Source organism: Microcoleus sp. B6-A1, assembly GCF_036705085.1.
Taxonomy (GTDB): domain Bacteria; phylum Cyanobacteriota; class Cyanobacteriia; order Cyanobacteriales; family Microcoleaceae; genus Microcoleus.
The window spans coordinates 1-14,046 of sequence record NZ_JAUBTU010000089.1; the positions used below are offsets into that span (position 1 = coordinate 1).

A 14,046-nucleotide genomic window follows, 5' to 3' on the forward strand; every position below is an offset into this window, starting at 1 on the left:
GCGGCGATGAATGATGACTATATGATGCAGATTCTCAAGTGCTTGTGTCAAGCCTGATTAAGATGCTCTTACCCTGCCCAGAAACCGGGTTTTTTTACGAAAATACTTCGTTCGCACTCGAAGATGAGGTAAAAAACCCGGTTTCTTTGTCGAAGTGCGTCCATGTGAATACAAATTTAACCACCTTCCGATTAATTGTAGGGAAACGGCACGGCGCAGTGTCCTGATTTTGGGTAATATCAAATCCATTGGCATCGTCCTGTATTCATCTCTCTCTCCCCTTTCTCTGTATCCTCTGTGTCCTCTGCGGTTTAATCAACCGGAATGGATATAACGGGTAAAATAAACCGGATTGGATGGTGAAATAGCCCTCGCGAGTGCGATCGACTCCAACCATCTACAACCAGGCAAAAGAGGACACAGCAAAGCCCTTTACCTACCCAAAAAAGAGCGACTAAATTGTTTAACAATTACCAAAAAAAAGGACACAGTATTAATGTGTCCTTACCTGTTTATTGTAGGAACACGGCTTGCCGTGTCCCTAACCGTACCGATATCCCGATTAGGATTCTTGCCGTTTAGAACAAGAACAATTCAGAATTACCGGAAACTCCCAAATTGACATCGACAGTAGCAAACAAACTGTTACCACCAACCGTAGAACCGTTGCTATCGTAATACAGTTTAGTAGACAAACCGTCGTAGATAGCCATGATGGACGGCCCGGTTAAAGTTGCTTCAAACACAGTTACATCAGAAACTGTGCTGCTGTAAGCGTAGAAACCCGAACCCAAAGGCCCTCCGGTTGTAAACGCTGCAAAACCAGTTTTGTCGAGGTTAATTACATCATCAGCAATGCTGTAACTGGTAATTAAATCTCCGCCGCCAGCAGTAGTTCCGCTGAACACAAACACGTCCAACCCAGCACCGCCGTTGAGAACATTGGTTCCCACACCACCGATTAAAGTGTCATTCCCGTCGCCGCCGAAGAGACTGTCGCTACCTTCAGCACCGGAGATGCTGTCGTTACCTGCGCCACCGTTGAGAGTATCGTTAACCAAACCGCCGTTCAAAACATCGGAAAACTCAGTGCCGGTGACGTTGTTAGCTGCCGCACCTCCTGTAAACAAGACAGGAGTAGTGAAGTTGTAACCGCCAGCACCAGAACCGAAATTGTTAAAGTCGGTTGGGTAAGTACCGGGATTAGTGATTAAATCCACAACGCTACCTGAGTTGGTAGTAGTACCAGTATCAGAAGAGGCGATCGTACCTGTAAATACAAAGTCCGCCGTTCCCAGATTGCTAGCAGCCGTACCCAGATTCGCAATCAAGCTAGAACCAGCCGCTGCGGTACCGTTCGAGTCAAAATACAACACAGTCTCGTTCGACGCATTCGTAAAGGCGAAGAAACCAGCAGTTGTAGAATTGCCCAGAACCTTAGTTTGTGCATCTTCCAAAGAGGCATAACTGCCGCCGGTGAAAATCACTAACTCTTTGCCAGTAATGTCAGGAGTTGAACCGCTTACAGCGTCAAAGTTAGTCGTCGTCAAATTGCCGAAAGCGCTCGCGGTAAACTGGAATTTGTCTACCCCAGAGGTAAAGTCAGTAATCGTATCACCGCCTTCGCCTGTTGCTTTGTAAACAAACAGATCCCCAGCACCAGCACCGCCTGTCAGAATATCTGCACCAGAACCGCCGCTGAAGATGTCCGCAAACTCAGTACCAGTGACGCTGTTAGCATCAGCATTTCCGGTAAACAAGACAGGAGTGGTGAAGTTGTAACCGCCAGCACCTGAACCGAAATTGTTAAAGGCGACAGGGAAAGTATTCCCAGCAGCATTTAAATCAACAATGCTACCTGAGTTGGTAGTAGTACCAGTCGGAGAAGTACCAGTATCAGAAGAGGCGATCGTACCTGTAAATACAAAGTCCGCCGTTCCCAGATTGCTAGCAGCAGTACCCAGATTCGCAATGAAGGTAGAACCACCGGCTGCGGTACCGTTCGCGTCAAAATACAACTCAGTAAAGTTCGACGCATTCGTAAAGGCGAAGAAACCAGCAGTTGTAGAATTGCCCAGGGCTTTAGCTTGTGCATCTTGCAAAGAGGCATAACTGCCGCCTGTGAAAATCACTAACTCTTTGCCAGTAATGTCAGGAGTTGAACCGCTAACACCGTCAAAGTTAGTCGTAGTCAAATTACCGAAAGCGCTCGCGGTAAACTGGAATTTGTCACTTCCAGAGGTAAAGTCAGTAATCGCATCACCGTCTTCGCCTGCTGCTTTGTAAACAAACAGATCCGCACCAGCACCGCCAGTGATCACATCTACACCAGAACCGCCGCTGAAGATGTCAGCAAACTCAGTACCAGTGACGCTGTTAGCCTTCGCATCTCCGGTAAACAAGACAGGAGTAGTGAAGTTGTAACCGCCAACACCAGAACCGAAATTGTTAAACTCGCTTGGGTAAGAGTTCCCAGCAGCAGTTAAATCAACAATGCTACCTGAGTTGGTTGTACTACCAGTCGCAGGAGATGCGATGCTACCTGTAAATACAAAGTCCGCCGTTCCCAGATTGCTAGCAGCCGTACCCAAGGAAGCAATAAGCGTCGAACCAGCAGCTACGGTACCGTTCGAGTCAAAATACAACACAGTCTCGTTCGACGCATTAGTAAATGCGAAGAAACCAGCAGTTGTAGAATTGCCCAGGGCTTTAGCTTGTGCATCTTGCAAAGAGGCATAACTGCCGCCTGTGAAAATCACTAACTCTTTGCCAGTAATGTCAGGATTTGAACCGCTAACACCGTCAAAGTTAGTCCTAGTCAAATTACCGAAAGCGCTCGCGCTAAACTCGAATTTGTCTACCCCAACAGTGAAGTCAGTAATCGTATCACCGCCTTCGCCTGCTGCTTTGTAAACAAACAGATCCGCACCAGCACCGCCAGTCAGAATATCTGCACCAGAACCACCGCTGAAGATGTCAGCAAACTCAGTACCAGTGACGCTGTTAGCCTTCGCATCTCCGGTAAACAAGACAGGAGTAGTGAAGTTGTAACCGCCAACACCAGAACCGAAATTGTTAAACTCGCTTGGGTAAGAGTTCCCAGCAGCAGTTAAATCAACAATGCTACCTGAGTTGGTAGTAGTACCAGTGGGATTCGAGGCGATCGTACCTGTGAATACAAAGTCCGCCGTTCCCAGATTGGTAGCAGCAGTACCCAGATTCGCAATCAAGGTAGAACCACCTGCTACGGTACCGTTCGAGTCAAAATACAACACCGTCTCGTTCTTCGCATTCGTAAAGGCGAAGAAACCAGCAGTTGTAGAATTGCCTACAGCCTTAGCTTGTGCAGCTTCCAAAGAGGCATAACTGCCGCCGGTGAAAATCACTAACTCTTTGCCAGTAATGTCAGGAGAAACCCCGCTAACACCGTCAAAGTTAGTCGTAGTCAAATTGCCGAAAGCACTCGCGCTAAACTCGAATTTGTCTACCCCAACAGTAAAGTCGGAAATTTTATCGCCGCCTTCTTTAGTTGTCCTGTAAACAAACAGATCCGCACCACTGCCGCCACTTAAGACATCCAAACCGAGGCCGCCGGTGATGGTATCGTTGCCGTCGCCGCCGAGGATGGTATCGTTAAAATTGCTGCCGACAATCTTGTCATCGCCTGCTAAACCATCGAACTTAACAGCAGCCGGATAAGTGCCGAAATCGAAATTGTCAGGGCCGACAGTACCGACAGGAACATTTAGTGGCGTGCCGATGAAGACAAAGTTACTGACATCCAGGCGAATGTCCACCGAGAAACTGGTGACAACTTCCAAGCGCCCCCCAAAACCAAATACCAGTACGGTACGGCCGGTCTCGGCATCTCTAAACTGACAGAAAGTAGGCGCGTCTAGGTTGCCACCCAACTGTGCAAACCGCAGTTCCAAAGTCGTGATGCTGTTAACACTGGTATCCAGGGTGAAGTCGAGCAAATTAGCGCTGCCGATCGACCCCACAGTAGAAGTAGCAGTAATCTCCAGTCGGGTCAAACTAGAAACGCTGAGATTGCCAAAAGCTGCCGTAGAAAGCTGTAAAACATCGTCAGTGACATTAAAGTCAGTAATTAAGTCAGCTTCTACAACTGTTTGAATCTGTTGGCGGGAAACGAGGTAAATAAAGGTATCCTTCCCATTACCCCCACTCAGATTATTGGTTCCTAGACCGCCTTCGATCGAGTCATCGCCCTCATTTCCGGTTAATGTGTCATTGCCACTACCGCCGATGATTTTGTCTATGCCCAAGCCACCGTCGATCGAGTCATCGTCATCACCGCCGTCGATATCGTCATCATCATCGCCGCCTTTAACTTTGTCCTTGCCCAAGCCTCCTTTTAGTGTGTTTTTGCCTTTACCACCGTCGATATCGTCATCGTCATCGCCGCCGTCGATATCGTCATCATCATCGCCGCCTTTAACTTTGTCCTTGCCCAAGCCTCCTTTTAGTGTGTTTTTGCCTTTACCACCGTCGATATCGTCATCATCATCGCCACCGTCGATATCGTCATCGTCATCTCCGCCTTTAACTTTGTCGTTGCCTTTGCCTGCTTTTATTTGGTTTTTGCCTAGGCTGACTTCGATATCATCATCGTCATCGCCACTGTCGATATCGTCATCGCCATCGCCGCCTTTAATTGTGTCCTTGCCTTTGCCACCGATGATTTTGTCTTTGCCTTGGCCGGCTGTAATGTTATCGTCACCATCGCCGCCTTCGATGTCGTTATCCAGCGTCACAGAACCGAAAATAAGTTGAGGTGCTGTAGTACCACCAAACTTAAAGACATTTTGCTCGACGTTCACGCTAAAAGTCTGGCGGGTGAGAACTCTTCTGCCGTTGGTAGCTTCAAAACCAAAACTAGCCGCACCGACAAAACCTACTGCCGCTTGGAAACTTAAGAAGCCTGAGTTAATGTCTGCTTGAGTCAAGGTAAAACCGACTTCTGTTATGGCGACTCCCTTAAAGAATAGTCGGCCGGTTGTAGCAGCGGGCAGCTCGGTTAGCTTGATGACTGTGTTGCTAGGACCTTGCTCGTCATCGACAACACGCAACAACTCAGAAGTAATAGTTTGCTCGCCGCCGCTGGAACCAGCAGTCAAGCTATTATTAGCTTCCACTCGCGGAGGGTTAAAAATCGGAGGGGGAGTTGGAGTTTGAGTTGGAGTTTGAGTTGGAGTCTGAGTTGGAGTTTGAGGATCAACTCCCAAAAAGTCGGCCGCAGTGATAAGCGTTGCGTTGACATTCAACAATAGCGCCAAGGCGAAGTTATTGACCCGAATTTCGGTATTCGCACCGATTTGTATAAAGGTCAAGCTGCTAAAGTTCAAGTCGCCAAACAGCAGAAACTTGTCCTGGCCATCTTCGTAGTCAATGATGGTTGCCCTTGCCCCAGACGTACTGTTACTCACGAGATAAACGTCATTTCCAGTACCGCCGACACAGGTATGGTTGCCAGTACCGCCCATCAGCGTATCGTTGCCGTCGCCGCCCATCAGCGTATCGTCGCCGTTGCCGCCGCCGCTAACGCTGTCGTCGCCGTCGCCGCCGCCTGCCATGTCATTGCCGTCGCCAGTCACGAGGGTATCGTTGCCGGCACCGCCCATCACGGTATCGTCGCCAGCACCACCGCTAACGCTGTCGTCGCCGTCGTCACCTGCACAGTTGTCGCTGCCGGCACCGCCGATTACAGTATCGTTGCCGATGCCGCCGCTAACGCTGTCGTCGCCCTCGTCGCCTGCACAGTTGTCGCTGCCGCCACCGCCGATCACGGTATCGTTGCCGGTGCCGCCGCTAACGCTGTCGTCGCCCTCGTCGCCTGCACAGTTGTCGCTACCGACACCGCCGTTAACGGTATCGTTGCCGATGCCGCCGCTAACGCTGTCGTCGCCGTCGTCACCTGCACAGTTGTCGCTGCCGGCACCGCCGTTAACGGTATCGTTTCCTTCGCCGCCGCTAACGTTGTCGTCGCCGTCGTCGCCTTCACACTGGTCGCTGCCTACACCGCCGCTAACGGTATCGTTATCTTTGCCGCCGTTAACGGTATCGTTGCCGTCGCCGCCGCTAACGTTGTCGTTGCCTGTGTCGCCCCTGACGGCATCGTTTCCTTCGCCGCCCTCACAATCGTCGTTGCCTTTGCCGCCGTAGACGGTATCGTTGCCTGCGCCGCCGTTAACGCCATCATTTCCTTCGTTGCCGTGGGCCGAGTCATCGCCGTCATCGCCTTCGCAGATGTCGTCGTCGCTGCCGCCAAAAAGGCTGTCGTTATCTTTACCGCCGTTAAGGGTGTCCTTGCCTTTGCCGCCCTTAACGTTGTCGTTGCCCCGATCGCCCTTTATTTGATCATCGTCATCGCCGCCCTCGCAATCGTCGTCATCTTTACCCCCGTACATTTCATTTTTTTTGCCAGGGTTTCCTTTGATTTTGTCCTTGCCTTTCTTGCCGAATATCTTATCCCGATCGCCGGTGGCGACAATTACGTCATCGTCATCGCTACCGACGAGGGTTCGGCGATCGATGCCGCTGCCATCGTCTAAGTCATCGTCATCTTTCTCGCCCGCACCTTCTTCTAGTACGCCGTTAGATTCCGCAATTTGGCTGTCATCAGCAGCACCTTCTTCCAGTACGCCGTTAGACGGATCTGGAGATTGGGTGGTGGTAACGCCGTCGGTTTTTTCGTCGATCTGGTCCAGAATTAACTTGGCTAAATCATCATCGGAAATTGTAGAGCTGTCGTCGCCTAAATCCCCGACTGGATTTTGTGTTTCATCTTGAGCGAGAAAAAGTGTTCCCGGTTTTTCTAACAAGTTTTCGTCTGCCATCGTTGATATTTCCCAAAAAATGGTAAGCTTCTTAGAATCAATTTATCAGCAAACAGGAGGCAGCAGAAGAAAAAAATCTAACTTCATGCTTTCGCCTGCTATAGGAGCTGGTTTCCTCATCTTTACTCTTATAGATGCCACTTAAACCGCAAGGTTTTTTCGCTTTGTTGCGAGTTTTAGATTCTGCAATTGCCTACCAAAATTAATTGATACGCGACCTACACCGTAAGTGCTGCCCCGAAGCTCCGAGCCTTTAAGATGTTCTCGGTAATTTCTACAGTAAGCTGCGTCTAATGGTCCCTTATTGTAGATTTCCTACGTAATTTCTACAGTGAATTAGCTGAACTTAAACTCGCAACTGACAACTCCTAAATAACTACCCAAAACCTGTCTCCCCCCCACTTTTACCCTTGCTTTTTTTCCGATCTTGGCTGGATGTATTGAAGTTTTGTAACACTCCCAGCTTTGACAAATCCTTCCCTGACCTAGGATTTGCATCTCTTGACTAAACGACTGCAGCCTCCTAATTTTAGTTCCCGATGATTAATTAGAAATTTAGATAATTCCCCCGGGCAAATATTTGTTCTAATTTTTAGTTGCACAATTTTCTCTCGATTCGAGGAAACCTCGCCAACTGAGAAAATTGTTTTTTTCGGCTCAATATTAAGAGTTCTGCCAAAATTTATCTATCTCAAGACTGATTGCAAAATTTCGCTAAAAAGAGTAACCGACGCAGGAGTCGTTTTTGGTGACAGTTGCAAGCTCGGCATTTTGAGCGGGAATGACCCACGGCGAGGCTGCGAAACCCTATTGTTTTGTATAGGCTTCGCTACCAAATCCAATAATTATCCGAGAAACCGGCCTGATGAGGCGTAATCCTCTAGATGCCCAAAATGATGGTTGCTTGAGAGTACCGGAATAATTTGATTGCCATTGTATTGTTGAGAGTTCTTGGCTACTTAAGTTTATTTTTGCTGCTTAACTTTAACTCGATTCAGAGAGTTAAATTAAAAAATTTCTATATCATAAAAGCGGGAAAATAGCAATAAGTTATTAGCAATTATCGATGGTCAACTATCGATTATCGATCGCCACTGAGGTCTTAAGGATGAGGGCGGAGGGCTTACGGATGAGAACCCAGGGCTGACCAATTAATTAATTGACACAAAATCAAGATTACACGTGGGGGGTTGGTGGTAGAGGATAAGCGGTAAAGACCGATCGACCGATCGCAAAAAAAAATAAAATACTCAACTTTCCCTGCGATATTACCCTGAAACCGGTTGGCGAGAGCCGAAGTAATTTTAATAAGAACTAGAGATCCGCCTGGTAAAGTGCCTCCAATTTAACTTTACTCAGCAATGAGAAACTCAAGTTCACGACGAATCTAAAGGGGTCTGCGGTAGAGGTGCAAAATGTTAAAGATACAAAGATTGCAGAAAATTCGGCTTTCACCGAGCCACAGGGCAATCAAAACTAATAAACTGTTATTAAAGTACAACTTTTATATCCTCAAAGTGTTTGAACAAATATATATGACCCTAGCGATCGCCCGATCGGGGGAAGCGCATTCAGAAACTTTGATTGGAAGAGTAAAAATTATTTTGCCGATCGCTATTGCTAGCCGCAAAAACGCAGGCAAATTCAGAATTAAGGCGGGAGGGCGCTAAATCCGTGAGCCAGGAATTTCAACTCTCAGTCACCCCTGTTGGGGACGACGAATATCTAGTGCGGACAGAAAGGGTTGCACCCGGTGTACCCTTAGCCGAACAACAAGTCCGCTGGCCGATCGACGAATGGCTTGCACTCTCTGCTCAACTGATGAACGACCCGCTGGTGGGCTTGCTCCAAGGAAAAGCAGTACAGGGAAGCAGTTTTGCGGGTCGCGGCCTCTCCCGTTCGGGAAACAACTCAGGGCCCAATTTAGTAGCCCTGGGGCAACAATTATACAGTGGGCTGTTTCAAGGAAACTTGCGCGATAGCTGGACTTGCGCTCAAGGCATTGCCCAGCACCGCCGAGAAGTGCTGCAACTGCGACTCGGACTCAAAGGCCGACGCTTGCCGCGTCTGCCGTGGGAAGTTCTGCACGCCGGCGATCGCCCTTTGGCAACCGGCACAGATGTCGTGTTTTCTCGCTACCAACCAGGTACAAGTTTGTTCAAACAAACCCGGATACTGCCTAGTGGCGGGCCACTAAAAATTTTAATGGCGATCGCCTCTCCGAGCGATCGAGACAGCTTGCAGCTCAAGCGAGAAGTGCTCCACCTGCAACAAGAACTCCAAAACCGCATCGGTCATCCTCTCAAAAACAGCCCCCATTCCCCGGAAATTCAACTGACTATTCTCGAACAGCCCGATCGAGAACAACTTACCCAAGCCCTAGAACAAGGACACTACCAAGTCCTGCACTACGCAGGCCACAGCAACTTAGGTTCCAGAGGTGGGGAACTCTACCTAGTCAGCAGCCGCACCGGCTTAACCGAAACCCTCAGTGGCGACGACTTAGCTGGATTGCTCGTTAACAACGGTATTCAGATGGCCGTGTTCAACTCCTGCCGCGGCGCCTACGGCGACCCCTCAGACCTCGCGGACGACAGCCCGGAACGGAACTTAACCGAAGCTCTAGTGAAGCGTGGAATTCCGGCAGTGCTAGCAATGGCAGAAAGCATCCCCGACGATGTAGCCCTAACTCTGACGCGGCTGTTTTACCGCAACCTCAATCAAGGCTATCCAGTCGATCTCAGCCTGAGCCGGGCCAGAGCTGGGCTAATTTCTGCCTACGGTTCTCACCAGCTATACTGGGCTTTGCCGATTCTCTACCAGCACCCGGACTTTGACGGCTATCTGACCGGCGCCCCAGCCCACAGCGCGACATCCGGTTCTATGGTGCACATAATCGCGTCGGGAACGCAACCGGCGCTCGCGGGTACAGAATGGAAGGCCCCGTCTTCGGTTTCGGCGATCGCCCAATACCCCCCAATCCCAGCCAATCGATCCCATGAGTCAGACAATTCTGACGGCGAAGTCTGGGAATATCCCCACCAATTAAAAGATCGTAGGGATTGGGTTCACCAGAACGATCGACCCGATGCTACTAATTCACCCAACTCACCGACGGCTTCGCCGTCCTCTATTCCTAATTCTGAGTGTGCGGCGATCCAAGCAACTTGCGCCGCTGCACCGACTCAGAAACCGTTAAAAAAACCGGGGTTGAAAAAATCTGTCGCCCTAATACTTTGCTTATTGCCCGTTGCTTTGAGTGCTGGCTTTTTTGGGTGGCGGTACTCGCACCAGCGAGGAACGAAACCAGAAGAGCTACTGCCGGCGGTACGGACTCCCCTGTCGCAAAATTACCTGCAACAACGTCACTAAAAGCGATCGCCCACTGCAATGCTGAATTTAGACCCTCTTGGCCTGGCTCCAAACTGGGTGGGGTTTTTGCTGGCCATTCGCGATCTGCAGCCGCTGGCAAAGCGATCAAAAGTATACTGCTCGATCGACTGTCCGACTTACGTTCATCAAGCCGGTTTTTACCGAAAATAAGCAGCAGCGCAACCAAGCATCGAGGAAGAAACCGGGTTTCTCGTCGAGAAAGTAAGTCCGGGACTGCTTAATATAGAATTCGTCAGTCGATTGGAGATTTTAGACTTCGGCTTGAGTCCTGAGTCGAAGGATTGGAGATTGTAGATTTACTCCACAGATGAATCTGGAAGCTTGAACAAGAGTCTAAAATTTTGATCTCTCCCCGACAGGAGTCGGTGGCTTGTATGCGTTTTTGAGCGGGCTGATTCGGCAGCAGGAGCATTCGTCATTCGGCACAAGACAATAAAAGCCAGAGTTGCCACAATTAAGAACGTCCTCACCCTCAGCGCGCTTATTTCACAATAATTAATTATGGAAGCGGCTGTGAGTTTGACCTCCTCGCATCCAGGATACCCGCCACGTGATTCATCCGTCCAGAAATAAAAAACCTGTATCCGATGAAACTTGCCGAACGTATTTATCCGTGGGGTCAAGGCTTCAATTCTTTAATCTAAAATCTCAAATCTAAAATCGATTGACGCGCCCCTCCAGTTGGTGCCTAAATTTTGAGAGTATGACCGTTTACAGGCCACGAGTGGAAACCAATACATTTCCATTGAAACTCCATGTCGGGAACCGCTGCTAATTTGTAGTGCATCAAACATTTAAGCTGTTGTGCATTTAACTGGGTCTTTTTCAATTCCCCTGTGGAAATAACCTCAAATTCTCTGGCTTGGGGCCGGAGGAGGAAGATTTTCCCGAGTTCCCCCTAGAAATCTACTGATTCCTGGGGAAGTGTTAAGAGTCGCGAAGCAATCTCGCTCGATCAAAACTATTCCCCTCTTAGTGGCTGCCCGATGTTTCTGCCGCGGCGCCCATTGAGTCGGGTTTTAGCTTAAACCCGTTCAACGAAGAGGTGAAATTTCCTTGAATTTTTACCGGATTGCCTTCCCCAGACTGCGTTCTGTGGAAGTTATATGCCCAACACCTTAATAGAAGATTGCCTGTTGGTATTTGGGGTTTTGAGGGGATTTCCAGCCCGAAAAATAGAATTTACAAGTAGCTGGCAGTGACATCGAGAACAAGTGCTGCCTCGTCTTGTTGAGGTAAAAGTTAACCCCGCGCCGGTAAATGCTGGCGGCAGATTTGCAGCGGCCGCGGTCTAGGTATTTCGATTCATGGCTGTCTTGTTTTTACCTTGACCACAGACTCGATAGGGGATTGGTGAATGCAGGGAACAGACTTTAGTGTAAAAAAGTAAAGCATTTAATTTGCGACAATAATTCCCCGCGCGATCGCAAGAGAGGCTTACACAAGGATTTGGGCCGCGAGGAGCAAATTGATCGCCCTTCGAGCATCCTTACTTGCACCCCCGGCCTTGAGACCGCAGAAATTTATCCAGAATCTTAAATATTGAGAATTATTAGTATTGACAGTGAAACAAAGTTAATCTAATGTGTTGTAATTGATATAAGTAAAGTCCAATAAGCGAGGTACGGTCAATGGCAGAAACAGCTACAGCACCCTTAACAGGAAAAGGTCTGCTTCAAAAAATCAAAGGCAGCGATTTGCCGCGCAGAGAACTTGCAAAGCTTTGCGGCTACTTCACGGTCAGCAAAAGTGGAGAAACCCGGATTAATCTGGCTGAGTTTTACGATGCAGTGTTAGCTGCTAAGGGCATTGAGCTAGAGAAGTCGAAAGCAGACGGACGCGGGCGAGAAGCGAGTTATCGAGCTAGCGTTCACAAGAATGGTTCGATCGTGATCGGGGCAAATTATACCCAAGAAATGGGATTAAAGCCGGGAGACGAGTTTGAAATTAAGCTCGGATACAAGCACATTCGCTTGATTCAGATCGATGTGGACAGACCGGATGTGGAAGTGGATGATGAAGAGGAGGATACAGAAGAATAGAGGCGATTCCCTGCGGGATAGCTTCGCTTCACGTGATACAGTCAGCCGATAGCAAGGCGACTGGATTTGGCATTCGCTACACGAGTATTTGCGCGCCACCCTTCGATTTAACTGATGAGCTGTCTTGACTATTTCTATTTTCTCTTGTCTCGCAAAGACTACAGTGCCTCTGAACTTCGCAAAAAGGGGCAAGAGAAAGGTTTTGGCAATGAGGAAATATTGGAGGCGATCGCGCAAATTCAAGACCGCGGCTATCAGTCCGACACTCGCTTGGTGGCAAACTCGATCGCCTCTGCAGCAGGCAAATACGGGAAGTCTGCCATCAAGCGCAAGTGCCTGCAAAAAGGAATTACCAACGATTTGTTCGAGCAAGTCTGGGAAGAAGAAATTGCCGAAAATCAGGACTCCGAAGCAGAAAAACTGGCCGAATTCAAAGCCAAAGTCATGCGGAAATACAAGATCGATACTTGGGGTAAAGCAGATCCGAAAACCAAGGGCAAAGTCTTGAATTACCTGCAATACAGGGGCTTTAATGCCTTTGAAATTTGGCGACAGTGGCAAACAGAAGAAGATGACGAGTAAATAGTAGGGCCAAGCAAATAGATGTGGCCCAGATAGGCAAGCACAACTACACTGCGGCCGACAGGGCTAAAGTGTAAGTCCTGAGTTTTTGTAAATGTGTGTCAATCCGAGTGCGTTGACTAACTATGATTCGTACATCTGCCGGTGTCTGGCTAAAAGCTCGAGATATTTCTCGTTGATTTTGGCCAGCATCCATTTCTCTTGAAAAATGGCTGCTGATTCTGCTTTCACCGGATCTGCTTGTAGGGGCAAAATATCTTTTCGAGCTGCGGTTTGCTCAGCAACAGACTTCAGATTTTGAGGGTTTTGCTGGTATTTTCGACCGCTTTTGTGGTTGGCGTAGCGACGGGATCGAGTGTACCCCATCTGCAAGAACTTGCGGGCCATGTCGGCTCCAACAAAATCATCGGCATCGAGATAGTCTAAAAACAAGGAGTAAATTTTGCTGCTGGACTCCCTGGCAATTTCAGGAGTCTTAAATCTCCAGAAAGGCAGAATTTCTCCTTTATAGGGTTCAACCAACAGCACTCCCTGTTCTCCTTTCCCTACCCGATAAAGTTCCGGGTACTGTCGAAAGTCGATGTTCTTAAAATCCGCATGGTAGTCGAACTGCTTCATTGGGCGTTTTCTGTTCTATCTGGAACTATAGAAGCCCGGGGTTTACCTTCGTCTGGTTGGGTATAAACCCAGGCCCAAGCAATGAAGACAGCTTGAAAAGGCAGCCTCAACCAATACAGTAATTGGTTGTGGGGAATCCCTTCTATCGGAATGTTGTTGACGGCTTGATTGATATTAGCTGGAAACACGGCAATAAACAAGGCAATTAACCCCCACGCCGCCGCCCTGCTGACAAGAGGAACTAACAGCCCAATGCCGCCCAAAATCTCGAAAAAACCGCTGATTTGACACTCCCTAGCCTAAAGGCGTAGGGATTCTTAATTCATCGACTGACCTTTAAGCGCTATGTCCTTTCGGCAATCTTTAAACTTTTCAACCGTGCAATTACACCAATTGACGAGCCTAATTCACAGCAACCCCAGAGGGTCTATCTCCAAAAGCGTACTAGGATACGAACCTAGAGTTCGGGTATGCCCTACCCTACTTAACAAATGAACTAAATTATTTTTTTTCTGGTAAAGAGAATGCGTCGATCCTCTAGCTGTTTTAAGAGT

The 14,046-nt window shown here is 48.7% G+C and carries 7 protein-coding genes; 4 read left to right on the forward strand and 3 right to left on the reverse strand.

Annotated features, from left to right (window positions below; all coding sequences use genetic code 11):
* Positions 1-578: 578 nt before the first annotated feature.
* Positions 579-6,857 carry a cadherin-like domain-containing protein gene (locus QUB11_RS25185; RefSeq protein ID WP_333391968.1) on the reverse strand — a complete coding sequence of 2,093 codons (6,279 nt, stop codon included), beginning with the start codon at positions 6,855-6,857 and terminating at the stop codon, positions 579-581.
* A gap of 1,415 nt (positions 6,858-8,272) precedes the next feature.
* Here QUB11_RS25185 and QUB11_RS25190 point away from each other — a divergent pair.
* From QUB11_RS25190 to QUB11_RS25205, 4 genes are all read left to right on the forward strand, one after another.
* A complete protein-coding gene (locus QUB11_RS25190) occupies positions 8,273-8,527 on the forward strand; it encodes a hypothetical protein (protein WP_333204036.1) in 255 nt (84 codons plus the stop codon).
* A gap of 4 nt (positions 8,528-8,531) precedes the next feature.
* Complete coding sequence (locus tag QUB11_RS25195) at positions 8,532-10,229, forward strand: CHAT domain-containing protein (RefSeq protein ID WP_333204037.1); 1,698 nt, start codon at positions 8,532-8,534, stop codon at positions 10,227-10,229.
* Positions 10,230-11,881: 1,652 nt separating this feature from the next.
* Positions 11,882-12,292 (forward strand): AbrB family transcriptional regulator, encoded by a 411-nt coding sequence (locus QUB11_RS25200; RefSeq protein ID WP_293126913.1) that lies wholly within the window; start codon positions 11,882-11,884, stop codon positions 12,290-12,292.
* A 114-nt stretch (positions 12,293-12,406) separates the two neighbouring features.
* Positions 12,407-12,874 (forward strand): regulatory protein RecX, encoded by a 468-nt coding sequence (locus QUB11_RS25205; RefSeq protein ID WP_333391970.1) that lies wholly within the window; start codon positions 12,407-12,409, stop codon positions 12,872-12,874.
* Between the two features lie 123 nt (positions 12,875-12,997).
* Here the strand turns inward: QUB11_RS25205 and QUB11_RS25210 are convergent, their stop codons facing one another.
* Positions 12,998-13,492 (reverse strand): DUF4385 domain-containing protein, encoded by a 495-nt coding sequence (locus QUB11_RS25210; protein WP_333204041.1) that lies wholly within the window; start codon positions 13,490-13,492, stop codon positions 12,998-13,000.
* Positions 13,489-13,755, reverse strand: coding sequence for a hypothetical protein (locus tag QUB11_RS25215; RefSeq protein ID WP_333204043.1), 267 nt, complete (start codon positions 13,753-13,755; stop codon positions 13,489-13,491). Before QUB11_RS25215 ends, QUB11_RS25210 begins: the two co-directional genes overlap by 4 nt.
* Positions 13,756-14,046 lie beyond the last annotated feature (291 nt).